At 71.2% G+C, this 23,387-nt stretch carries 22 protein-coding genes and 1 riboswitch; of the genes, 8 read left to right on the forward strand and 14 right to left on the reverse strand.

The features are described 5' to 3' along the window. Positions 1-24 precede the first annotated feature (24 nt). From OH804_RS11510 to zwf, 3 genes are all read right to left on the reverse strand, one after another. Positions 25-150, reverse strand: coding sequence for a hypothetical protein (locus OH804_RS11510; RefSeq protein ID WP_256442137.1), 126 nt, complete (start codon positions 148-150; stop codon positions 25-27). Next, on the reverse strand, positions 147-1,577 hold the full coding sequence (locus tag OH804_RS11515) for an OFA family MFS transporter (RefSeq protein ID WP_406064970.1): 1,431 nt from the start codon (positions 1,575-1,577) through the stop codon (positions 147-149). Before OH804_RS11515 ends, OH804_RS11510 begins: the two co-directional genes overlap by 4 nt. Before the next feature lie 142 nt (positions 1,578-1,719). Beyond that, positions 1,720-3,099, reverse strand: coding sequence for a glucose-6-phosphate dehydrogenase (gene zwf / locus OH804_RS11520; RefSeq protein WP_406064972.1), 1,380 nt, complete (start codon positions 3,097-3,099; stop codon positions 1,720-1,722). A 218-nt stretch (positions 3,100-3,317) separates the two neighbouring features. Between zwf and OH804_RS11525 the strand changes: the two genes are divergently transcribed. Then, the gene (locus tag OH804_RS11525; protein WP_406064974.1) at positions 3,318-4,916 is read left to right on the forward strand and encodes a beta-N-acetylhexosaminidase; all 1,599 of its coding nucleotides are present in this window, start codon (positions 3,318-3,320) and stop codon (positions 4,914-4,916) included. Positions 4,917-4,968: 52 nt separating this feature from the next. On the opposite strand, the gene OH804_RS11530 is transcribed toward OH804_RS11525, so the two are convergent. Further along, on the reverse strand, positions 4,969-5,433 hold the full coding sequence (locus OH804_RS11530; protein ID WP_406064976.1) for a hypothetical protein: 465 nt from the start codon (positions 5,431-5,433) through the stop codon (positions 4,969-4,971). Positions 5,434-5,683: 250 nt separating this feature from the next. On the opposite strand from OH804_RS11530, the gene OH804_RS11535 reads away from it, so the two are divergent. The 3 genes from OH804_RS11535 to OH804_RS11545 all read left to right on the forward strand — a co-directional run bounded on the left by OH804_RS11535 (position 5,684) and on the right by OH804_RS11545 (position 8,348). Continuing rightward, a complete protein-coding gene (locus OH804_RS11535; RefSeq protein WP_406064978.1) occupies positions 5,684-6,400 on the forward strand; it encodes an alpha/beta fold hydrolase in 717 nt (238 codons plus the stop codon). 110 nt (positions 6,401-6,510) lie between these two features. Then, positions 6,511-7,176, forward strand: coding sequence for a hypothetical protein (locus OH804_RS11540; RefSeq protein ID WP_406064979.1), 666 nt, complete (start codon positions 6,511-6,513; stop codon positions 7,174-7,176). Between the two features lie 137 nt (positions 7,177-7,313). Beyond that, positions 7,314-8,348 carry a hypothetical protein gene (locus tag OH804_RS11545; RefSeq protein WP_196923097.1) on the forward strand — a complete coding sequence of 345 codons (1,035 nt, stop codon included), beginning with the start codon at positions 7,314-7,316 and terminating at the stop codon, positions 8,346-8,348. Positions 8,349-8,439: 91 nt separating this feature from the next. On the opposite strand, the gene OH804_RS11550 is transcribed toward OH804_RS11545, so the two are convergent. Continuing rightward, the gene (locus OH804_RS11550) at positions 8,440-9,201 is read right to left on the reverse strand and encodes a hypothetical protein (protein WP_406064981.1); all 762 of its coding nucleotides are present in this window, start codon (positions 9,199-9,201) and stop codon (positions 8,440-8,442) included. Then, complete coding sequence (locus tag OH804_RS11555; protein ID WP_406064983.1) at positions 9,198-9,749, reverse strand: AAA family ATPase; 552 nt, start codon at positions 9,747-9,749, stop codon at positions 9,198-9,200. Before OH804_RS11555 ends, OH804_RS11550 begins: the two co-directional genes overlap by 4 nt. Positions 9,750-9,807: 58 nt before the next feature. Between OH804_RS11555 and OH804_RS11560 the strand changes: the two genes are divergently transcribed. Continuing rightward, positions 9,808-10,803 (forward strand): tyrosine-type recombinase/integrase, encoded by a 996-nt coding sequence (locus OH804_RS11560; protein ID WP_406064985.1) that lies wholly within the window; start codon positions 9,808-9,810, stop codon positions 10,801-10,803. Between the two features lie 6 nt (positions 10,804-10,809). Here OH804_RS11560 and OH804_RS11565 read toward each other — a convergent pair whose 3' ends face one another. The 5 genes from OH804_RS11565 to OH804_RS11585 all read right to left on the reverse strand — a co-directional run bounded on the left by OH804_RS11565 (position 10,810) and on the right by OH804_RS11585 (position 16,276). Then, positions 10,810-11,484, reverse strand: a complete 675-nt coding sequence (locus tag OH804_RS11565) for a fasciclin domain-containing protein (protein WP_406064987.1) — start codon at positions 11,482-11,484, stop codon at positions 10,810-10,812. Positions 11,485-11,575: 91 nt separating this feature from the next. After that, positions 11,576-13,678: a M14 family zinc carboxypeptidase gene (locus OH804_RS11570; protein ID WP_406064989.1), complete on the reverse strand. Its 2,103-nt coding sequence runs from the start codon at positions 13,676-13,678 to the stop codon at positions 11,576-11,578. A gap of 114 nt (positions 13,679-13,792) precedes the next feature. After that, the gene (locus OH804_RS11575) at positions 13,793-14,593 is read right to left on the reverse strand and encodes an MBL fold metallo-hydrolase (protein WP_406064991.1); all 801 of its coding nucleotides are present in this window, start codon (positions 14,591-14,593) and stop codon (positions 13,793-13,795) included. Then, a complete protein-coding gene (locus OH804_RS11580) occupies positions 14,590-15,390 on the reverse strand; it encodes an alpha/beta hydrolase (protein WP_196923092.1) in 801 nt (266 codons plus the stop codon). The genes OH804_RS11575 and OH804_RS11580 overlap by 4 nt, the downstream gene beginning before the upstream one ends. Before the next feature lie 106 nt (positions 15,391-15,496). After that, the gene (locus OH804_RS11585) at positions 15,497-16,276 is read right to left on the reverse strand and encodes an endonuclease/exonuclease/phosphatase family protein (protein ID WP_406064993.1); all 780 of its coding nucleotides are present in this window, start codon (positions 16,274-16,276) and stop codon (positions 15,497-15,499) included. 183 nt (positions 16,277-16,459) lie between these two features. Between OH804_RS11585 and OH804_RS11590 the strand changes: the two genes are divergently transcribed. Next, a complete protein-coding gene (locus OH804_RS11590; protein ID WP_307788704.1) occupies positions 16,460-17,233 on the forward strand; it encodes a TSUP family transporter in 774 nt (257 codons plus the stop codon). Beyond that, a complete protein-coding gene (locus OH804_RS11595) occupies positions 17,233-18,015 on the forward strand; it encodes a GNAT family N-acetyltransferase (RefSeq protein WP_406064995.1) in 783 nt (260 codons plus the stop codon). The genes OH804_RS11590 and OH804_RS11595 overlap by 1 nt, the downstream gene beginning before the upstream one ends. Positions 18,016-18,162: 147 nt before the next feature. Here OH804_RS11595 and OH804_RS11600 read toward each other — a convergent pair whose 3' ends face one another. Together OH804_RS11600 and OH804_RS11605 are read right to left on the reverse strand one after the other, a co-directional pair. Next, the gene (locus OH804_RS11600; protein ID WP_091398002.1) at positions 18,163-18,672 is read right to left on the reverse strand and encodes a peptide deformylase; all 510 of its coding nucleotides are present in this window, start codon (positions 18,670-18,672) and stop codon (positions 18,163-18,165) included. Positions 18,673-18,704: 32 nt separating this feature from the next. Next, the gene (locus OH804_RS11605; RefSeq protein ID WP_406064998.1) at positions 18,705-19,898 is read right to left on the reverse strand and encodes a chorismate-binding protein; all 1,194 of its coding nucleotides are present in this window, start codon (positions 19,896-19,898) and stop codon (positions 18,705-18,707) included. A gap of 123 nt (positions 19,899-20,021) precedes the next feature. Between OH804_RS11605 and OH804_RS11610 the strand changes: the two genes are divergently transcribed. Beyond that, the gene (locus OH804_RS11610; RefSeq protein ID WP_007460326.1) at positions 20,022-20,222 is read left to right on the forward strand and encodes a DUF5999 family protein; all 201 of its coding nucleotides are present in this window, start codon (positions 20,022-20,024) and stop codon (positions 20,220-20,222) included. Positions 20,223-20,372: 150 nt separating this feature from the next. On the opposite strand, the gene gcvP is transcribed toward OH804_RS11610, so the two are convergent. Further along, on the reverse strand, positions 20,373-23,195 hold the full coding sequence (gene gcvP, locus OH804_RS11615; protein WP_406065000.1) for an aminomethyl-transferring glycine dehydrogenase: 2,823 nt from the start codon (positions 23,193-23,195) through the stop codon (positions 20,373-20,375). 73 nt (positions 23,196-23,268) lie between these two features. Next, positions 23,269-23,367, reverse strand: a riboswitch (glycine riboswitch). Positions 23,368-23,387: the final 20 nt, after the last annotated feature.

A 23,387-nucleotide genomic window follows, 5' to 3' on the forward strand; every position in this document is an offset into this window, starting at 1 on the left:
CGGTCGGAGACCGCCGGATCCGGTTCAGTGGGTGAACAGCTTCGCCGCGGTCACCACGGTCTGCGCTACCCCGTAGCCGAGCAGCGCCGCCACCACCAACCAGGAGATCCACAACCGGGCCTGCTGCCCGGGTCGGCTGTCCTCACTCATCGCGTACCGCTCCTCTGCGCCGTCGTGTCCTCGTCCACGTCCCGATCCTGATGTGCGTCCTGCTCCGCCGCCGGTTCGTGGTAGCGCTGTGGCACCGGCCGTACCAGCAGGTTCGCCAGGAAGCCCACGGCCAGCACCCCCACCATCGTGAACAGCGCCGGGCGGTACGCCGCGGCCGTCAGCGAGCCCGGCTCACCCTGCGCGTCGAGGAACCCGTTGACGATCAGCGGACCGGCGATCCCGGCCGCCGACCAGGCGGTCAGCAACCGACCGTGGATCGCGCCAACCTGGAAGGTGCCGAACAGGTCCCGCAGGTACGCCGGCACTGTCGCGAACCCACCGCCGTAGAACGACAGGATCACGCAGGCCAGCAGCACGAACAGGGCCGTCGAGGTCTGCCCGACGAGCGCCAGCAGCGCGTACAGCACCATGCCGACACCGAGGTACACCAGGTAGATCGGTTTGCGGCCGATGAGGTCCGAGGTGGACGACCACACGAACCGGCCGGCCATGTTGAACAGCGACAGCAGACCCACGAACCCGCCGGCCGCCGCGACGGTCACCGCCGAGGTGCCGTTGTCGCGGAAGAAGTCCTGGATCATCGGGCTGGCCTGTTCCAGGATGCCGATGCCGGCGGTCACGTTGCAGAACAGGACGACCCACAGCAGCCAGAAGGAGCGGGTCTTCACCGCGTTCGCCGCCGACACGTTCGCCGTGGTGACCAGCGGCTTCGCCGCCACGCTGGACGGGTCGAAGCCGGCCGGCCGCCAATCCTGCGCCGGCACCCGGACGTTCGCCACCCCGAACATCATGATCACGAAGTAGCCCAGGCCGAGCGTCACGAACAGCCACACCAGGGCGCTGCCCGACGCGGTCGACCCCGCGTTGGCCGGGTCGTAGCCGGCGTCGTAGAACGACAACAGTTGCCGCGACAGGGGAGAGGCGACCATCGCCCCACCACCGAACCCCATGATCGCCAACCCGGTGGCCAGGCCCGGCCGGTCCGGGAACCACTTGATCAGGGTGGAGACGGGGGAGATGTAGCCGATGCCTAGCCCGATGCCGCCGAGCAGCCCGTAGCCCAGGTACAGCAGCCACAGCTGCTTCGTGGCGATGCCCAGCGAGCCCACCAGGAAACCGGCCGCCCAGAAGCAGGCCGAGACGAACATGGCCTTGCGCGGCCCGTTCGCCTCCACCCAGGTCCCGGCGACCGCGGCGGACAATCCGAGCATCACGATCGCGATGCTGAAGATCACCCCGATCGCCGTCTGGCTGGTGTCGAAGTGGGCGATCAGCGAGTTCTTGTAGACGCTGGTCGCGTAGACCTGACCGATGCAGAGGTGGATGGCCAACGCCGCCGGGGGGATGAGCCACCGGCTGTAGCCGGGTGGCGCGACGGTGTGCCGACGATCGAGTGCGGAAAGCATGCGCTGCTTCCTCTCCGATGAGGACGAGAAACGTCGCCCCCAACGTGCCCACACCACTCGTGAGCGGCAAACCTCACCGTCGCCGGACGGTCGTTCCGCTGAGCTGAGCGGTCAGTCAGCGCCCGCCCGGCCGGGGCCGCGACTACCGCAGCTCCGGGAGGTGCCAGCCGCCAGCCAACGCGTCGGCGTCCGCCGGACCCCAGCTGCCCTTCTCGTACGACTGCACCGCCGCCGGCAGATCCAGGATCGGCTCGACGATGCGCCACTCCTGCTCGATCGTCTCGGCACGCGCGAAGCGCAGGTGCTGCCCGTCCATCGCGTCGTCGAGCAGCCGCTCGTACGCCTCCTGCCGACGACCGAGAGCCGAACCGAAGTCGACGGACAGGTCCACCGGGCGGCTCGCCACCTCGGCACCGGGGCTCTTCGCCTGGATCGACATGGTGATGCCGTCACCGCGCCCGAGGCGGAACCGCAACAGGTTCGCGGCCCTCGCCGTGCCCCGCTCGGCAGGGATCAGCGAGCGCTGGGGCTGCTTGAACTCGACCACGACCTCGGTCGCCGTGCCCGGGAGGGACTTACCGGTGCGCAGGTAGAAGGGCACGCCCGCCCAGCGGAGGGAGTCGACGGTCAACCGGGTCGCCACGAACGTCTCCGTGTTCGAGTCGGGTGCCACGCCCGGCTCGTCGAGGTAGCCGGCGTACTGCCCCCGGACGGTGGACTCCGGCGACAGCGGCGCGACCTGCCGCAGCACCGCGGCCTCCGCCTCCCGGAACGCGGTGGTGTCATCGCTGGCGGGCGCCTCCATCGCGATGAGGGCGACGACCTGGAGGATGTGGTTCTGCAGCACATCCCGGGTCGCGCCCACCGTGTCGTAGAACCCGGCCCGGCCCTGGGTGCCGAAACCCTCGGCGAGGGTCACCTGGATGTTGTCGATGTGCTCGTTGTTCCACAGCGGCTCGAACAGCCGGTTGGCGAACCGGAAGGCGTAGAGGCCCTCGACGGCTTCCTTGCCCAGGTAGTGGTCGATGCGGAACACCCGCTCCGGGGCGAAGGCCGCGCCGAGCGTGCGGTCCAGCTCGCGGGAGGACTCCAGGTCACGCCCGAACGGCTTCTCCACGATCACCCGACCCCGGTCGGCCAGACCCACGGCCGCCAGGCCCTCGACGACGGAGCCGAACACCGCCGGAGGGATCGCCAGGTAGAACACCGGCCGCTCGGCGTCGCGCAGCCGCTCAGCCAGCCGCTGGTACGTCGTCGGGTCCGCGTAGTTGCCGGAGATCATGGAAAGGTTGTCCGCCAGCCGATCGAAGATCTCGTCGTCGGTCTCGTCATGAGCTTCGGTGACCGACTTGCGGGCCATGGTGACCAGTTGCTGATCATCCCAGGGGGAGCGGGCCACGCCGATCACCGGAACGTCGAGGCGGTCGCGCCGGGTCAGCTCGTACAGCGCCGGGAACAGCTTCTTCGAGACGAGGTCTCCCGTGACGCCGAACAGCACTACCGCGTCTGAGCGCATGTGCATGGCACTTCCATTCGATCATCCGAACCTGATCTTCCGAACGGACAACCCCACGACCCGCTCCAGGAATTCCCAGCGTGCGACGTACGTGAGGTCGGCGACAGCACCGGCTCGACGATCCCTTATGTTAAGGAAGGTTTACAGTACAGGCGGAACGCCGGTAGCCTGCGATTCTCATCTCTCATCGACGAATGTCGATCATGACGAGGCCTGGAGGTACCGTGCGTCGCCGACACACCACCACACGGCTGCTGGCCATAGCCGCACTCGCGCTACCACTCACCCTGCCCGCCACCCCCGCGCCCGCCGCGGCGGCCCCCACACCAGCCCGACACCTCAGCGACGTCATCCCCGCACCGGTCGAAACCCGCCCCGACGCGCACAACGCGTTCCGGATCAGCCCCCTGACCGTCATCCGCACCACCCCCGGCTCGGCCGCCGCCCGGCGCATCGGCCACCAACTCGCCACGACACTGCGCCCCGCCACCGGCCACCCCCTGCCCGTCCTGCCCGTCCGCTCCACCCCGCTACCCGAGATCGCCCTGCTCATCGGGGACGCCGACACCCGCATCGGCCAGCAGGGCTACCAACTCGACGTCACCCGCCGCGGCGTGACGATCCGCGCCAACACCCCCGCCGGACTCTTCGCCGGCACCCAGACCCTGCGCCAACTGCTCCCCGCCGACATCGAGGCACCCGACCGGCAGCGGATCACCTGGACGGTCCCCGGCGGACGAATCGTCGACTACCCACGCTTCGCCTACCGGGGCGCGATGCTCGACCTCGCCCGGCACTTCCACACCGTCGACGACATCACCGCCTACGTGGACCTGCTCAGCCAGTACAAAATCAACTACCTGCACCTGCACCTCACCGACGACCAGGGCTGGCGCATCCAGATCGACTCCTGGCCCCGCCTCACCACCGTCGGCGGCGGACCCGGCACCGGAGTCGACGGCGTCGGCCCCGGATACCTCACCAAAGCCGACTACCAGGCCGTCGTCGCCTACGCCGCCGCACGACACATCACGATCATCCCCGAGATCGACATGCCCGGGCACACCAACGCCGCCCAGTCGACATACCCCGAACTCAACTGCGACGGCGTCGCACCACCCCCGCGCACCGACATCGCGGTCGGCTACAGCTCCCTCTGCATCAACGACGAACTCACCTACCGCTTCGTCGAGGACGTCATCCGCGAACTCGCCGCCATCACCCCCGGACCATTCCTGCACATCGGCGGCGACGAAGCCCACGCCACCACCGACGAGGACTACCGCACCTTCATGAACCGGGTCCTGCCCCTGGTCGCCAAGTACGGCAAGCGCGCCTCCGGATGGAACGAGATCACCCAGGCCGACCCGTCCACCGACGTCGTCGCCCAGTTCTGGGGCACCGGCACCACCAACGCCAGCCTCGCCGCGGCCGCCGCCCGCGGCAACAAGGTAATCATGTCGCCGGCGAACAAGACCTACCTGGACATGAAGTACGACGCCAACACCCGCCTCGGCCTGCGCTGGGCCGGCCTGATCGAGGTGTCCGACGCGTACGGCTGGGACCCCGCCACCCGGGTCACCGGCGTCGGCGAGAACGCCATCCTCGGCGTCGAGGCCCCGCTGTGGTCCGAGACGCTGCGCACCCTGGACGACATCGAATACATGGCCTTCCCCCGCCTACCCGCGATCGCCGAACTCGGCTGGTCCACCACCGCCAGCCACGACTGGGAATCGTTCCGGACCCGGCTGGGGGAGCAGGCACCCCGCTGGAGACTGCAACAGGTCAACTTCTACCCGTCCCCGCAGGTGCCCTGGATCTGAGCCGTACCCGTTGACAGTGGGCACCGGCCGACCCGGCCGGTGCCCACGACGATCAGCGACCGCAGGCGGTGTCCAACGCCTTCAGCGGCGGGTCGAGATCCGGCGCCTCGACCTCGGTGGCCTTCGGACTGGCCAGGTGCTTCTCCACGCCCGCAGCCAGGGTCTCCAACGCGGTGCGCACCTGCGGATCGGCAGCGGTCGGCGCCGCCGTCCGGAGGTCCTGCAACAGTGCCGTGTAGTGGCCACGGACCTTCGCGCCCGCCTCCTTGGCGCTGACCGGCTTGTCGATGGCGGCGATCGCATCGTCGGCCATCGCCACGTAGTGCTTCTTGACATAATCGAGACTGGCGTCGCAGACCTGCTTGCTGTTCGCCGCCACGTCGACGGTCGGGCTGGGCGCCCCGGTCGGCGACGGCGCGCCAGCCCCCGCGCTCTCCTTCTCGGCAGGCTGGCAGCCCACAACGAGGCCGACGGTCGCGACCAGGCCAACGACAATACGGACAGGCTTACTCGTCAAGGTGTTCCCCCGTGGTGATGCGGCCCCACCGTTCGCGATGAACGCGCAGTGGCCAGAGCGCACCACTGTAGACAGCCGACGTCGATGCCGCACACGGCTTTCACCCGCCGGCCCGGCGTCCCTGCTCACCCCGCCAATCATGAGACGTTGGAGCACACGGCCAAACTCCAGCGAGGACTCCTCCATGCACCTGGCGTACGACCAATCAGCAGACACCGGACCAGCGGTGGTGTGCCTACCCATGTTCAGCATGAGCCGCACCGCCACGGCCACCGCCTACAGCCCCGCCCTGGCAGGCGCGGGCCTACGAGAGATCTACCTGGACCTGCCCGGCCACGGAGACACCCCCGCACACTGCCCACCCACCTCCCAGGCGGTGCTGGACACCGTCTGCGCCTGGCTCGACCACCACCTCGACACGCCAGCCCTGCTCGTCGGTGGCTCCTACGGCGCGTACCTGGCCGCCGGCATCGCCCGCCAACGACCCGACCTCGTCCGCGGGCTGCTCCTCGTCTGCCCCGGCGTCACCATCGCCCGTCACAGCCGGAACCTGCCCGACGAACCACCGCTCGAAGCGCCCACCGGCTGGCTCGCCGCCGCCCCCACCGCCCTGCACGCGCACCTCGACGCCGCCCTGGGCCACCGCACCCCAGCCGTCGTCGCGACGGTGCTCGCGGCACTGAACTCCGGCGGCCCCGGCGACGCGACATTCCAACAGGAGTTGCAGAGCGGCCCCGGCTACGCGCTACCCGACGAGGACGCCGACGTCACCTTCGACGGCCCGGTCAGCGTCATCACCGGCCGACAGGACCATATCGTCGGGTACGCCGACCAGTTCCGCGCCATGCGCCACTATCCCCGCGGCACCTACACCGTGATCGACGCGGCCGGGCACTACCTGCCGTACGAACAACCCGCCCTGCTGCGATCGCTCACCCAGGACTGGCTGCGCCGCACGCACGCCTGACAGCCCGAACTGGGGGAGCGGGCCTTGTCCACGCCCATTCACATCGATTAATGTTCTCTGCGGTGCCAATCAATACGGGGAGCGGCACCAACCAACACGGGGAGAACTGAATGACGCGTACAAACGCGCGCCGCAGGTCCATCTCTGCGGCGGCACTGCTGGCTCTCGCGCTGGCGGCCTCCGGTCTGACCTCCATCCCGGCGAACGCCGCCGCACCGACCTCCACCGCCTCCACCGCGACACTGGGCATGGCCCTGGTCGGCTTCGACGCCGAGGTCGCCAACGCCCACGGGCACCGGATCGTGACCCTGCCCGACGGATCCCAGGCCTCGGTGCCCGCCGACAAGGCAGAGGCAGCCACCAAAGGCAGCTACGTGCCCCAACAGGGCGTTCTCAAGAAGGGCAGCTCCTTCTCGACCAACAGCTACGGCCAGGCAACGGGTGACTGCGGCACCTCCTGGGTCGGCCTCGACCCGAGAGGCGGCGGTCGTGCCGTACTGACCACCGGCATGACTCTCGTGCACGACTCCGGCGGCCCGTGGGACATTCACTGGCACGTCGAAATCGCCGACAACGGCGGTTACTCCACCCAGAACTACGACGAGTACGACGGCTACTACTCGGGCCTCGGCCTCGGCTGGGCCGCCAAGGCCCGCACCCTGAACCTGACCCGCGGCTGGGCGAACGCCACCGTCACCTGGGGCAGCTTCACGATCACCGCGAACGGCTGGCTCTGCTACTCGTACTCGCCCACCACCTCCACCACCATCACCTGAGCGGAAGAGACCCTGGTTGCTGGCCGGGCCACACCCAGCCCGGCCAGCACCTTGGCCCAACCTCGCCCGCTACCAACCGCACTGGCACCATGATGAACGGCAGCAGGGGACAGCCCCGTACCGACGAGGAGGCCGGGATGAGACGCGACCCGTCGCCCGACCCGGACGAACGCTTCGTGCAACAGACCGAACGCGTCCGCCGGGAACTGCTGGACAGCGCGACACCGGTCGTTGCCCTCACCGGCCCCGACCGCCCGGCCACAGAATGCTTCGCCGGCACCGAAACCTTCAACAGCACGATCACCGTCGTCCGGATCGTGCACGGCGACCCCACCGCCGGACCGTGGGCGACCGTCGACACCGCCCGCTGGGCCGACCTCCCGGTCAACGCCGGACCGTTACGCACGCACCTCGAACACCACATGCGACTCGCCGGAGACCGGTTCTCCGACGTCGAATGGACCGAGAGCGACACGACTGTCCTGGTCGACGAGCAGCCCGTTCCCGGCCGCACGGTACGAGCCGGCCACCGGTGGTGGGCGACCCGCTGCGAACGCGATGGTGTCGAGATCACCGTGACGGCCCGCGACTGGCACCCGGCCACCGTCCACCTCGGCGCGGTCACCGACCTCACGCCACTGCTCGACGCACTGGGCAGCAGACGTCTGGCGGAGACACCGCCCACGGCACCGGTCGCCCTGCCGCCCGGCCTGGCCCGCGAACCACACCGGGCGCTCATCGACGCCGCACTGCGCACCCGTCGGGACCACAACGCCTGGATGGCCGACGGGGGAGCACCACCGCAGCTGCCCCCGTACTGGTCGACACTCTGGCAGGCCGCCGTACGCCGACAGAGGCAACTCGCCGATCAGGACGAACCCGACGCCGACCGTGCGGTCAGCGACATCGTCGCCCATGTCACCAGCCTCGCCGACGTCACCACCTGGTTCCAGGAGCACGCGACGCTGCGTGCCCGCGCCATCAACGAGATCCTGCTGTACGGCACCCGGGTGGGTGAAGGTGTGTCCAGCCAGCCGGCTCAACACGCCTGGCGCGAACGGCAACACCTCATGCCCCGACAGGGCGCGCCCATCAACGAGCGCGAGGCGGTCGACCAGCGCTGGCGTGACGCCTGGGCCAGGTGGGCCGACACCGCCGCCGAGGAGTTCTGATCGGCCGCCCACCGGCCAGCCGCGCAGATAATCCCGATTCGATAATGCACATTATGTAAAGTAGCGCGTTCCGGGGGTCCCCTGATCGGGGTCAGTCGCGGGTCAGGCCGGGTGGGCACGCGTCGTCGTCCTGCCCGACGAGACGCGCGTTCACCAGCGGGTTGCGCCGCAGGCCCGCGAGCACGGCCGCGCTGGCGCCGATGTCGGTCCAGGTGTCGTCCCACAGGGCCGAGACCAGCCAGGAGCGATCCGCCGGGAAGAACAGATCCGGCAGCGCCCCGTCGCCGCGCATGTGCCCGGTCCGCCAACTGAGGGCCTGTTCCGGCCCGGCCTCGACGAGCACGTACGACCAGTCCCAGTAGAGGGACACCCTCGGGACGTGCGGGAAGACCACGTCGTGGGCGCCGGTGTCGAGGAAGCCCAGCCACCAGGGTTGCGCGGGCGTGCACGCCGCCAGTTCGTCGATCACCGCGTGTTCGTGCGCGTGGAGACCGACCCCGGCGGGCGGGTGGAACGTGCCGTACGCCTCGAACACCGGCGGAATCGCGGTGGTGACCGAGAAACCCTGCGTGGTGCGCCCAGCGAGCCAGGCGACGTCGGTGGCCGTGCCGATCCGCCAGCTCCGCCCATCCTTGTCGCCCTGGACGGGGCCGGTCCGGGTTGTGGTGTCACTGGCGTCGCGGGGTGCGGTGACGGCGGTGGGCGTCGCCCATGGGGACCACCCGGGCCGGTCGGTCGCCCGCCACCGGTGCCCCTCGGGACAGACCCAGGCCATGGGATCGTCCGGATCTCGGTACACGGTGGGTGTGCCGGGTTGACCACACTCGGGGCAGGTGGCACCGGGCGACGTCATGTCGCGCACGATACGTGTTCCTCGATCAGGGCCACCCGTGTCCGCACCGGTCCGGCTGGCACATCGACCAACTGGTGCCCGTGTTCCTCGTACACCTCCTGGTGCACTCGGGCGAAGGCCAGCGCGTCGGCGTAGCTGATTCGGCGCGCCGCGGTGTGGCGGATGAAGCCCAGCGGGCTGATCAGGAACACCGGGCGTTGGTAGGTGCGCTCACGCATGATGCGGTCCACCTCGGCGGTCAGCGCCGGGCCGATCGGTCTGCCCAGATGGCGGGCCAGTGCCAGGGTGCACAGCGGCGACCGGTCGTAGAACTGGACCGGCTGACGCGCGTCGGCTCCGACCTGCCGGTGGTGTTGCAGCGCGACGACGGCGTCGACGAAGTCGCTGTCGTGCCACGGCTCGGCGTACCCCTGTGCCTGCCTCTCGGCGATGAGGTCGGTGGCGGCTTCTCGGACGGTGACGTGTCCCCTGTGGTGCAGCGCCTCGATCGTGGTTGTCTTGCCGGCGCCGGGCGCTCCCGTGAGGACGTACCGCCGTGGTTCTGGCATCTCCTCCCCTCTCTCGGTCCCCTTCCGGGAAACCCGAAAATGCTGCATAATATCCCTTATGCATGACAAAAAGGACGAATCGCTCGCAGTGCTGATCGAGGAGTTCCTGACCGCGCGGGCCACCCGCAAGCCCTCCCCGCACACCCTGGCCGCGTACCGCAGGGATCTGCACGCGGTGGCCACCCTGGTCGCGGAGGCTGCCACCCCTCCCCTCCCCCTGGACACGCTGTTGATCACCGACCTCTCCCCCCGGGTGATGCGGGCGGCCTTCGCCCGGTTCGCCGCTCCCCGGGCGCCCGCGTCGGTGCATCGGGCCTGGTCCACCTGGAACAGTTTCTTCACGTTCCTGGTCGCTGACGGGTTCGTGGCGGGCAACCCGATGCCGGCGGTCGGGCGTCCTCGGGCGCTACTCCCCCAGCCGAAGCCGTTGCGCGGCGCGGACACCCCCGAGGTGTTGCTCGCGTCCGTCGCGCGCGACGACGGTCGGCAACGCGACCCGTGGCCGGAGCGGGACGTGGCGGTGTTGGCGGTGGCGCTCTGCGCGGGGCTGCGCCTGTCGGAGCTGTTGGCGTTGCGCGTCGACTCGCTCGGCGGTCGGCCCGGTGAGCGGCGGGTCGAGGTGGCGGGCAAGGGTGGGCGGCCTCGGGTGGTGCCGATCGAGGCGGATCTGGACCGGGTGCTGCTGGACTACCTGGACAGTCGGGCGCGGCGCTTCGGTTCGCGGTCGGTACGCCCCGACTCGGCGTTCCTGGTGGATCGGCGTGGTGAGCCGTTGCGCCGTGGTGGCCTTCAGTATCTCGTCGAGTCGTGTTACCGGCGGGCCGGCATCGGTGACCGGGTGCCGCGTGGTGCGCGGCTGCACGCGCTGCGGCACACCTTCGCGACCCGGTTGGCGGAGGACGGTGCGAGCGCGGCGGAGATCATGCGGTTGTTGGGGCACGCGTCGTTGGCGTCGTCGCAGACGTACATCGAGGTGACCGCCGGGCAGCAGCGTGACGCGGTCCGGGCCAACCGGACCAACCGCGCGCTGGCGGGTCTGGTGCCGCCCGGGTGAGGGTGGTCAGTGTGCGCGGTGGCCGGTGCCGTCGGCGGTGACCGGCAGTGGGCCGAGGACGGCGTCGATGATGTGGATGCGCGCGTTGGTGGCCTGGTAGTCGGCGCAGACCGCGTCGGCGCGGTCGCCGAGGCGGGCGGTGGGCCCGGTGTGGGTGACGGTGACGGTGACGCCGTCGAGGGTGGTGGCGGTGCCGGCGTCGACGAGGTCGGCGATCGGGTGGGTTCCGCTGATGAGGTGGGCTTTCAGCAGGGTGCGGAGTTGGTCGGTGTGGTGGGTCATGAGGTCGTCCCAGTTGTCCTCGGAGAAGGTGGCGGCGAAGGCGTCGTCGGAGGGCGCCAGGACGGTGACGCCGGCTGGCAGGTCGGTGAGGACGCCGCTGGTGCGCAGGGCCGCTTCGAACGTGGTGAGGGTGGGGATCCAGCGCAGCGCCTGGTCGACGGGTTGACCGGCGAGGAAGCTCGGGTTGCCCGGCTCGGTGCCGGTGGGCAGGGCGGCGCAGAGTGGACCGGTGACCTGCGGTCCGGCGGTCGCTGCCACGGTATCCGTGCGGGGAGCCGCGGAGGTGCCGGTGCAGGCGGCGAGCAGCAGGGTCGGTAGGAGCAGGCCGAGTGCCAGTCGGGCGTTGTCCGGGCCGCGGAGCCGTCGGGGGTGGCGTGGTGGGGTGGCGGGTTGCGACACGGCGGCCTCCACGGGTGCGGGGTGGGTGGTGGGGTGCCGGCGGCGGGGCGTTGGGCCCGCGCCGCCGGCACGACGGTTGGCTAGTCGTCGGTCACAGTGCGGCGCACTGGGTGGTGCGGGGGCCGTGGACGGTGTTGGCGATGCCGAGGTTGTGCGGGGTGGGGTTGTTGCCGGTGCAGCTGAGAGGGCCGCGGATGGTGGTGCCGGCGAGCACCGGTGCGTCGGTGCCGGTGGTGTTGCCGGAAAGGTCGGTGGGGCCGGCGATGGTGGCGTCGATGATGGAGATCGTGTCGGTGGTGTTGGCGATGCGGACCGGGCCGTTGATGGTGCTGTCGGCGAGGAGGACGCCGGCGGCGCCGGCGGCGGTGAGGGGGCCGCTGATGGTCGTTGCGGTCGTGACGAGCGCCGCGCCGGCCCGGACGGTGACCGGGCCGTTGATGGTGGCGTCGTCGGCGCAGGTGAAGCCGCTGACGACCAGGGGTCCGTTGCGGCGGCCGGTGAGGGTGGGGTGGATGCGTTCGCCGTCGGTCAGCTTCTCCACGCCCTTGGGGTCGAGGAGCAGCGGGATGAGGCCGCGTTCGGGTTGGTTGAGGGGGACGTAGTGGTCGTCGCCGATGGTGATGACCTTCCAGCCGTGGGCGGCGATGCGCTGGGCGACGGTGGTGCCGACGCCGCCGGGTCCGTCGGTGCGGGCGCCGTTGTACTGCGCGTCGGTGAGTTTGTAGGCGCAGGGCGGGGTGTCGAGGATCAGGTCGGCGGGGGGCGCGTCGAGTGGTGGTGGGCTGTCGCCGGGGTGTGGTGCCGGGTGGGCGGGGATGGGGCGGGAGCCGCGGAAGACGAGTCGGCCGGTGTTGGCGGCCTGGGTTTCGATGGCCTCGGCGCGGGAGTTGAGGATGTCGGCGCGGTCGGCGCGGTGGTAGTCGAGGAACTGGTGGAACGTCCACACGGCGGAGTAGGTCTTGCGGCGTCGGTTGTTGGCGGTGTTGCCCTCGTCGGGGCGGGTCTGGCCGCCGGAGCTGCGCAGTTCCAGCAGGGAGTTGGTGACGTTCTTGAGCCCGAGGGTGTTGCGCAGGATGGTTTCCTCGCTGAGGCCGACGTTGCCGCCGCCTTCGCAGCCGTAGGGGCAGGCCCACCAGCCGGCTTCGGCGCCCTTGGCGTACATGTGGCCTTCGATCATGTCCTGGGACTGGTCGAAGATGGGTTGGGCGACGTTCTGGTGCCGTGGGGGCAGCATCGGTAGGTCGCCGGCGCGGGAGTTGCCGAACTCGTGGCCGTCGTAGCCGGCGACGGGTCGGTAGTCGCGGACCATTGTGATGTACGCGGTGGTCTCGGGTTGGCGGATCAGGGAGTAGTCGCGGTTGAGGTCCTGGCCGGTGGAGTTGCCGCGGGTGTTGTTGGCGCGGCCGTCTCCGTTGATGGTGGGGACGATCAGGACGGTGGTGTGGCTGAGCAGGTCGGTGATGCGGGGGTCGGTGCTGAAGGCGAGTTGGCGGGCCATGATGAGGCAGGCTTCGCGGTCGCCGGGTTCGTTGCCGTGCACGTTGCAGTTGATGGCCACGGGTGCGGTGGCGGCGACGGCCGCGGGGGTGGCCGGTGGGGTGGGGTGGCCGATGACGAGCATGTTGATGGGTCGGTTCTGCACGGTTCGGCCGAGTTCGACGACGCGGACGCGGTCGCTGAGGGCGTCGATGGCGGCGGTGTAGGCGTACTCGTCGGTGTCGCTGGTGTATTGCGCGGCGTGGGTGGTTTCCCAGCCGGTGCGCAGGCCTTCGCCGGGGGTGTCGGGGTTGCCCCAGGGTGCGGTGGTGGTGGCGGTGACCGGGTCGGAGTAGGGCTGTTCGGTGGTGCCGGTGCGGGCGCGTACGCGCCATTGGAAGGTGTCGCCGGGGTTGTAGCCGGCGTCGGCGAAGGTGGGTGCCTGTTGGTTGATCTGGCGGTTGGGTCGCCAGATGCCGACGATGGTGGGTGCGCCGGTGGGGGCGCCGTCGGCGTCGACGGGGGTGCGTTCGATCTGGTAGTCGGTGGCGCCGTCGACGGGTTGCCAGGCGAGGGTGGTGTATCCGTCGGCCTGGTGGGCGGTGAGGGCGGTGACCTGGTCGGGTGGTGCGGCGGTGGCGGGGGTGGGTGCTGCGGTGGTGAGGGTGATGGCGATGAGGGTGGACACGGCGATGAGGGTGGGTCGCTGGCGTCTCATGTGGCCTCCGACGAGTTGATCGTGGCGCGTATCGACCAGCATGATCGTCGGAGTTCGTCGATGCAATGATCTTGAGGGAATCTTGCGGCTCGGCGGTCCGCTCCCCCGCCCGTGTCAGGCGTCGATGGTGGTGGGTTCGCCCGGTGGGAGCCAGTGGATGCTGTCGCGCACCGGAGGCGGTGCGGCGGTGAACACCCGTTCGATGGCCTCGCGGGGTTCCTGGAAGTGCTGCCAGCCCTCGTAGTGCACCGGGATCACGGTGTGGGGCCGAAGCTCGGCGCACAGTTTCGCGGCTCGCCGGGCCGTCATCGAGTAGCGCAACGGCCCGGTGACGGGGAATCGCACCCCACCCAGGTGCAGCAGCACCGTGCCGACCCCGATGCGGGTGGCGACTCGGCGTACCCGGCGGGTCAGCACGGTGTCGCCGGTGACCCAGAGCGCGCCGTGTTGTTGCCCGACCCAGCGCAGGGCGAAGCCGATGACGGTGCCGACGATCGGGCCGCTCAGCGGCGGGCCGTGCCGGCACGGCGTGGCGGTCACCTCGATCGTGGGTCGTCGGGGGTGCGTGAGCCGGGTGCTCTGCCCGGCGCGCAGGCCCCGGGTGTGGGGGCCGAGCCGGCGTGCCCCGGGCACGGTGGTGAGGACCGCGCCCGCACCGTTGAGGAGCGCCCGGCCGTCGTCGTCGAGGTTGTCGCCGTGGTGGTCGTGGCTGAGCAGGACCGCGTGGACCGGCCCGAGGTCGGCGGCGGGGATCGCCGGGCCGGTGAGCTTGCGCGACGAGGTGCCCCAGCCGAACGTGTAGCGCCGCCCGGGTGGGTCGAACGTGGGGTCGGTGAGCAGCCGCCACCCGCCGACCTCGATCAGCGTGGTGGGGCCGCCGATATGGGTGATCCGCACCTGGTGTGCGGTGCTCACCGGGCGTGCCGCAGGGCCCAGTCGAGGGCGACGTCGGCGATGCGCTGCCAGCCCTGCTGGGCGGGCAGCAGGTGCGCGTACCCCTCGAAGAGCTCGACCTCGGTGATGGTGTCGCCCCGGTAGAGCGCGGCGTTCGCGCGTTGCACGCTGGGCGGCATGATGTGGTCTTCCGAGCCGGAGATGAACAGCAGCGGCGCGCGCTGCTCGTTGTGGTAGTCGACGGCGATGTCCTGGGGGCCGGGCAGCAGGTTGGCCAGGACGCTGTCCCAGAGGATGCCGCCGGCGGCGGGGATGGCGTAGCGCTCGTACAGGGCGCGGGCTTCCTGCTCGTCGAAGGTGTTGGTGAACGCGTAGTTCCACTGCTCGAAGGTGAACCCGACGGCGCGGTGCCGGTTGGCGGGGTTGCGCAGCACCGGGAAGGTGGAGCGCAGTTGCGAGAAGGGGATGTTGCGGACCCCTTCGGTGGGTGCCGAGTTGAGCACGACGGCTGAGGCGCCGTACCCCCGGTCGAGCAGCACCTGGGTGAACGCCCCGCCGGCGGAGTGGCCCATCAGGATCGGCGGCGTGGGCAGTGCGGCGACCACCTCGGACAGGTGCGCGATGACCTGCGGCGCGGTCAGTGTCTCCAGGGGGCTGGGGTCGGCGTTGATCGCCTCGACCTCGCCTTCCAGACCGGGGTAGGTGGGGGTGAGTACCCGCAAGCCCTTGTCCTGGTAGTGGGTGACCCAGTTTTCCCAGCTGCGGGGGGTCACCCAGAATCCGTGGATGAGCACGATCGTGTCCGGCGTGTCGCTCATGGTCAGCTCCGTGATCGTCGGGGGTGGCGATGGCGCAACGGCGGTGGTGTCGGTGAGCCCACCCTAGACATTGGTGAGCCGCGATGTGGCCGGTTGGCGATGATGCTCAGCCGAGGTCGACCAGCAGGGGGCGGTGGTCGGAGATGGTGGACGCCGGCGTGGTGACGGCGCGTACCGGTGGGAGGGCGGAGAGGGCGTGCCGGTCGGCGAGGATGTGGTCGAGTTGGACCCGCGGCTGCCCGGAGGGGTAGGTGGGGCGGCGGCCCAGGGGGTGCCAGCCGGAGATGAGCCGGGCCGCGCCGGCGGGCAGGTTGAGGTCGCCGAGCAGGACGCGGGGCCCGGGTAGGGCGCGCAGGGCGCGGACGGTCTGGCGTAGTTGGCGGGCGTTCCAGCCGGGCACGAACGACAGGTGGGTCGCGGCGACGGTGAGGGGGCCGTGCGGGGTGTCCAGGACGGCGGCGAGGACCACCCGGGGTTCGTCGTGCAACAGGATGAGACCGCCGCGGGGGCCGGGCACGTAGACCGGTGAGCGTACGGGCGCCGGCTTGAGTCGGGTGACCTGCCAGCTGCGGACGGGGTGTCGGCTGATCAGCCCGATGCCGTAGCAGGGTTCGCCGTGGCCGTCGTCGTCGTGGCGCAGCGGGCGGAACTGTTCGCCGGGGGTGCCGACGACGGCGGCGGCGAAGCGGTGGTGGGGGGCGTCGAGGGCGCGGGCGGCGATGGCGGTGAGGTCGAGGTTGCCGCTGCGGCGTTGGTCGCGGTCGACCTCCTGCAGGGCGAGCACGTCGGCGTCGAGGGCGCCGATGGCGGCGGCGAGCCGGTCGGAGTCGACGAGCCCGTCGGTGAGGGACCGTCCGTGCAGCAGGTTGAAGGTGGCCAGGCGCACTCCTGCACCTTACGTGCCCGTGGCATGGTTGCCGGGTGGTGAAGGTGTTGCTGTGCTCGGTGCTGGTATTCGTGGCGGTCGGGGCGTTGGGGGTGTGGTTGCGGCGTACGCGGGGTCGGTGACCCGGTGAGGCTGGCCACTCGGGTGCCGCTGCGGCGCGTCGGGTGGGCAGAATTGCCGCCCGTGGACGCCGTGACTCTGAGTACCCTGCTGGCCGCCGCCGCGATGGCCGGGTGGGTCGATGCCGTGGTCGGTGGTGGCGGGTTGTTGCTGCTGCCGGCCTTGCTGGTGGCCGCCCCGGGGTTGCCGGTGGCCACCGCGCTGGGCACGAACAAGCTGGCCGCGATCTTCGGTACGGCCACGGCGGCGGCGACGTACGCCCGCCGGACGAAGGTGGACTGGCGGGTGGCGGGCCCGGCGGCGGGGTTCGCGGTGCTCAGCGCGGGTGTCGGCGCGGCGCTGGCCGGGTCGGTGCCGGCGTCGGCGTACCGGCCGGTGGTGTTGGTGGTGCTGGTGTCGGTGGCGGTGTTCGTGCTGCTGCGTCCCCGGATGGGGGTGGTGGCGGCGCCTGCGAAGCGCACCCCGCTGCGGGTGGCGGCGGTGATCGCGGTGGCCGGGGTGGGCATCGCCCTGTACGACGGGTTGATCGGCCCGGGCACCGGCACGTTCCTGGTGTTGGCGTTCACCGCTCTGGTCGGCGCGGACTTCGTGCACGGCTCGGCGATGGCGAAGGTCGTCAACGCCGGCACGAACCTGGGCGCGCTGGTGGTGTTCGGGGTGACCGGGCACGTGTGGTGGCTGCTGGGCGCCGGCATGGCGGTGTGCAACATCGCCGGTGCGGTGCTGGGGGCGCGGATGGCGTTGCGCCGCGGCTCGGGGTTCGTGCGGGTGGTGCTGCTGGTGGTGGTCGTGGCGTTGGTCGCGAAGCTGGGCCATGACCAGTGGGTGGCCCGCTGATGCCGGTGCGGGCCGAGCACGACCGGGTGGTGCTGGCGCGGTTGCTGGGGCGTGACCCGGTGCTGCACGCCTACCAGTTGGGTGATCTGGACGATTTCTTCTGGCCGTACACGTCGTGGTTCCGCCGCGATGACCAGGTCGCGTTGCTGTACCACGGGAGCGACCTGCCGACGTTGTTGGCGTTCGCCGCGCCGGCGGACACCGCGGCGTTGTCGGTGTTGCTGGCGCAGGTGGCGCCGGTGCTGCCGGCGCGGCTGTACGCGCACCTTTCCCCCGGTCTGGCCGACGCGTTTTCCGGGTCGTTCCGGTTGGCCTCCGGCGGTCGGCACCACCGGATGGCGTTGACCGACCCGGCGCGGCTGGGCACTGTCGCCCCGGCGGGCGTGGTGCTCGGCACGGCGGACCTGCCGCAGGTGCGTGCGTTGTACGCGCAGGCGTACCCGGGCAACTGGTTCGACGAGCGGATGATGCAGACCGGGCAGTACCTGGGGATACGCGACGGGGGTGCGGTGGTCGCGGTGGCCGGGGTGCACGTGTTCTCGCCGGCGTACCGGGTGGCGGCGCTGGGAAACGTCACGACGCATCCGCGCTGGCGGGGGCGAGGGCTGGGCGCGTCGGTGGTGGCGGCGTTGTGCGCGCGTCTGCGGGAGAGCGTGGAGCACGTGACGCTGAACGTGAAGGCGGACAATGTGGCAGCGGTGCGTCTGTACGAGCGGGTGGGTTTCACCCGGGTCGCCGACTACGACGAGTGGACGTTGACGGCGCTAGGGCCTGTTTCATAAGAACTGGCCGGCCTGCGGCAGGCCCGGACGACGACCGGCGGCGTTGCGGTTTCGTCCGGATACAACACCGGTATCCGAACAAAACCGCGCCTTGCCGGATCGCCGCCCGGACCCCGCCTCGGCTCGACCGCCCTTATGAAACAGGCCCTAGCCGCGGCGGCTGGGTGAGTCGAAGCGCCCGGCGCGGATCTCGCGCAGGGCCCGGCGGCGGGTGTCGCCGCGCAGGGTGTCGACGTAGAGCTTCCCGCCCAGGTGGTCGGTCTCGTGTTGCAGGGCGCGGGCCAGGAACCCGCTGCCGGCGATGGTCAACGGCTCGCCGTGCTGGTCGACGCCGTGGGCGGTGGCGTGCAGGGCCCGCACGGTCGGGAAGTACAGCCCGGGGATGGACAGGCAGCCCTCCTCGTCGTCCTGGAGCTCGTCGGACAGCTCCAGGGTGGGGTTGATGAGGTGGCCGCGGTGCCCGTCGGCGTCGTAGACGAACACCTGGGCGCTGACGCCGATCTGCGGTGCGGCGACGCCGGCGCGGCCGGGGGCGCCGAGCAGGGTGTCCATCAGGTCGGTGACCAGGGCGCGCAACTCCGCGTCGAAGGTGGTGACCGGTTCGCATCCGGTGCGCAGAACAGGGTCGCCGATGATCCGGATGGGCCGCATGGTCATGGGAGACAGCGTATCGCCGTGCGGTGCCGGGGTCAGCGCCCGGCCAGGGTGGCGCGGATCGGGGTGGTCTTCGCGGCGGCCTCGGCGACCTCGGCGCGTGCGTCGCTGTCCCAGGTGATGCCGCCGCCGGCCCAGGTGTGCAGTCGCTGGCCGTCGGCGGCGGCGGTGCGGATGGTCAGGCCGAGGTCGACGTGGCCCGGGGTCACCCAGCCCAGCGCGCCCATGCTGGCGCCCCGCCCGACGGGTTCGAGGGCGCTGATCTGGGTCAGGGCGGCGAGTTTCGGGGCGCCGGTGACGGAGCCGCCGGGGCAGGTGGCGCGCAGCAGGTCGGCGAGGCCGAGGCCGTCGGCGGCGGCGGCGCGCACTGTCGACTCGGCCTGCCACAGGTCGCACCAGCGGCGGACGGCGAACAGGTCGTCGACGGTGACGGTGCCGGTGCGGGCGATGCGGGCGAGGTCGTTGCGTTCCAGGTCGACGATCATGATGTGTTCGGCGCGTTCCTTCGCGCTGGCGAGCAGTTCGGCGCGGCCGGCGGCGGTGGCCGGGCGGGTGCCCTTGATCGGTCGGGTGATCACCTGCCCGTCGGTGACCTCGACGAGGGTTTCCGGGGAGGCGCAGCCGATGGCCCAGCCGTCGCCGGTGAGCACGCCGCCGTAGCGGGCGCCGGGGAGCGCGCCGAGGCGGCTCAGGGCGGGCAATGGGTCGCCGGTGTAGGGGGCGGCGGCGTGGCCCACGAGGTTGCTCTGGTAGACGTCCCCGCGGCCGATGGCGGCGCGGACCGCGTCGACGGCGGCGGCGTGCTGGCCGGGGGTCCAGCTCTCGACCCACTCACCGAGCCACCACTGTCGCGGCGGGCCGGGCCGGGGTGCCCGGGTGGTGCCGTGCTGGTAGACGACGACGGCGAGGTCGGGCAGCGTCGGCGCGGGCTCCGGTGCCCCGGCGGGGACGCCGGCCAGCAGCGCCCCAGCGGCGGCGGACAGGTACAGCGCCGCGCCGCAGACCCCGGTGCCGTGCGGCCCGGTGGCGGGTCGGGTCAGGTCGTGCAGGGGCAGGCCGTGCGCGGCGAGGAACTCCTCGGCGAGGGCCGCGGGGTCGCCGCCGTCGCCGCGGGACCAGTGCAGGCGGGCGCGTTCGGTGAGCGCGCCCCGGCACGCGGCCGGCGCGGCGGGTGCATCGACCAACCTCTGTGGGAGCGTTTCCACGCCGTACGGTCCAACCTTCCTCATCCGTTCAGTGGATTTCCCGGGCACCAGGCGGGGACCTGCTCGATGCTGGACACTTTCGCTTGGTACTGTGCGTCACTGGTCATGTGAACCATGACACAGTGCCCCCACAGTCCGGAGAACCCGATGTGCCAGCACCAACCGACCTGCCCCTCCGCTGAAGCTACCGACCGGGAAGCCGCGCGGGTCCTCGCCTGCTTCCGTGAGCAGGGCTGGAGCCTGCTCTGCAACGGTGTCATCGTCTTCGAGGACACCGGCGAGCTGCTCCCCGACGGCAGCAGCATCGCACCGCACCGCGGCCCCGCCCGCCACGCCCTCGTGGCTTGACCGACCACTCAGCGTCACCGTTTAGCCGCCGTCGACCCAGGCTAGTCCCCCGGTAGGGGACGTCCCCGCCCAGGTCGCAGCGGCTGCCGGGGCAGGCCGTACCGCCCGCCCCGGCGCGCCGTCGTCAGTCCTCGACCGGCTGCGGCGTTGTCAGTCCTCGAACGCCTCCGGCGACGGGCACGAGCAGACCAGGTTCCGGTCGCCGTACGCGCCGTCGATGCGCCGCACCGGCGGCCAGTACTTCCCGGCCCGGTCCACCCCTGCCGGGTACGCGCCCACCGACCGCGGGTACGCGTGCGACCACTCGTCACCGCTGACCATCGCCGCGGTGTGCGGCGCGTTCGCCAGGGGGTTGTCCCCCGCCGGCCACACCCCGGAACCCACCTGCTCGATCTCCGCGCGGATCGCGATCATCGCGTCGCAGAACCGGTCCAGCTCGGCCAGGTCCTCGCTCTCGGTCGGCTCCACCATCAGCGTCCCCGCCACCGGGAACGACATCGTGGGCGCGTGGAAGCCGTAGTCGATCAGCCGCTTCGCCACGTCGTCGACGCTCACACCGGTCGCCTTCGTCAACGGCCGCAGGTCGAGGATGCACTCGTGCGCCACCAGGCCCTTGTTGCCGGCGTACAGCACCGGGAAGTGCCCGCGCAGCCGCGCCGCCACGTAGTTCGCCGCGAGGACCGCCACACCGGTGGCCCGGGTCAGCCCCTCGGCGCCCATCATCCGCAGGTACGCCCACGGGATCGGCAGGATGCCCGCCGACCCGTACTTCGCCGCCGAGATCGCTGGCGTGGCGTCGGCGTGCGCGCCCAGCGGGTCACCGGGCAGGAACGGCGCCAGGTGCGCGCGGACCGCCACAGGGCCCACCCCGGGGCCACCGCCGCCGTGCGGGATGCAGAACGTCTTGTGCAGGTTGAGGTGCGACACGTCAGCGCCGAACTTGCCGGGCTTGGCGAACCCGACCAGGGCGTTGAGGTTCGCCCCGTCGACGTACACCTGCCCGCCGGCGTCGTGGACCTTCGCGCACAGCGACGCGATGCCCGTCTCGTACACGCCGTGCGTCGACGGGTACGTCACCATGATCGCGGCGAGCGCGTCGCGGTGCTTGTCGATCTTCGCGTCCAGGTCGACGAGGTCGACGTTGCCGTCGTCGTCACAGGCCACCACCACGACCCGCATGCCGGCCATCACCGCCGACGCCGCGTTCGTGCCGTGCGCCGACGACGGGATCAGGCACACGTCGCGGTGCGTCTCGCCCCGCGACGCGTGGTACGAACGGATCGCCAGCAACCCGGCCAGTTCCCCCTGCGAACCGGCGTTGGGTTGCACGCTCACCGCGTCGTAGCCGGTCACCTCGGCCAGCCACGACTCCAGCTGACCGATCATCTCCCGGTACCCGGCGGTCTGCGCGTCCGGCGCGAACGGGTGGATGTTCGCGAACTCCGCCCAGCTGACCGGCTCCATCTCGGTGGTCGCGTTCAGCTTCATCGTGCACGACCCGAGCGGGATCATGCCCCGGTCCAGGGCGTAGTCGAAGTCCGACAGCCGCCGCAGGTAGCGCAGCATCGCCGTCTCCGAGTGGTGGCTGCGGAACACCGGGTGGGTGAGGAAGTCGCTGCCGCGCGTCAGGTCGACCGGCAGGGCCGCGTCCACGGCCCCGTCGAACGCGGGCACCCCGAACGCCGCCCACACCTCCCGCAGGTGCGCGTCGGTCGTCGTCTCGTCGCAGGACACCCCCACCCGGTCGGCGTCGACCAGCCGCAGGTTCACCCCCCGCTGCGCGGCCGCCGCGACGACCTGCGCCGCCGCGCCCGGCACTGTCGCGGTGACGGTGTCGAAGAACGCGACGTCCGCGACGTCCACGCCACCGGCGCGCAACCCGGCCGCGAGCCGCGCCGCCATCGCATGGGTACGCGTCGCGATGTCCCGCAGCCCGTCCGGGCCGTGGTAGACGGCGTACATGCCGGCCATCACCGCGAGCAGCACCTGCGCGGTGCAGATGTTGCTGGTCGCCTTCTCCCGCCGGATGTGCTGCTCACGGGTCTGCAACGCCAACCGGTAGGCCGGGTTGCCGTCCGCGTCGCGGGACACCCCGACGAGACGCCCGGGCAGCATCCGCTCCAGGCCCGACCGCACCGCCAGGTAACCGGCGTGCGGCCCACCGAAGCCCATGGGTACGCCGAAACGCTGGGTGGTGCCGGCGGCGATGTCCGCGCCGATCTCCCCCGGTGCGCGCAGCAGCGTCAACGCCAGCAGGTCCGCCGCGACGGTCACCAGGGCGCCGACGGCGTGCGCCGCCTCGACCAGGCCCGCGTGGTCGCGCACCGCCCCGGACGCCCCCGGGTACTGCAGGTGCAGACCGAAGAACTCCGCCGGCAACTCGTCACGCTCGACGTCGAGGACCCGCACGTCGATGCCGAGCGGTTCGGCCCGGCTGGTGATCACCGCGATGGTCTGCGGCAACGCGTCGGCGTCGACGACGTACACGGCGCTCTTGCTCTTGGAGGCCCGCCGCGCGAGGGTCATCGCCTCCGCCGCCGCGGTGCCCTCGTCGAGCATCGAGGCGTTCGCGGTGGTCAGGCCGGTCAGGTCGGTGACCATGGTCTGGAAGTTCAGCAGCGCCTCCAGGCGGCCCTGACTGATCTCCGGCTGGTACGGCGTGTACGCCGTGTACCAGGCCGGGTCCTCCAGCACGTTGCGGCGGATCACCGCCGGGGTGTGCGTGCCGTGGTACCCCAACCCGATCATGGAGACGGCGACGGTGTTGCGGGACGCGAGGGCCCGCAGCTCGGCGATCGTCTCGGCCTCGGTGGCCGGGTCGGGCAGGTCGAGGGTGCCGTGCCAGCGGATCACCTCGGGGATCGCGGCGTCCATCAGCTCGTCGATCGAGTCGTGACCGACGACCTCCAGCATCCGACGCTCATCGTCGGGGCCGGGACCGATGTGACGGGTGGCGAACTGCTCTACGGTCATCAGGGGCACTCCCGGGGCGAGGTCGACGTGTCGGCCTCCCCCTCTGTCGCACCCACAGGGGCACTCCACAGTGCCTACCCACGAGGTCCTTTTGCCTGAGAGGTTCCGGGGAGGATTTGCCCCTTCGGCGCCGCCCTGCGTGCTGTCGGGCGGTCTCTCCCACGTGGGTGTTACCGGCGCGCTCAACGCTAC

This window comes from Micromonospora sp. NBC_00860 (genome assembly GCF_045207375.1).
In the GTDB taxonomy this organism is placed as follows: Bacteria; Actinomycetota; Actinomycetes; order Mycobacteriales; family Micromonosporaceae; genus Micromonospora; species Micromonospora vinacea.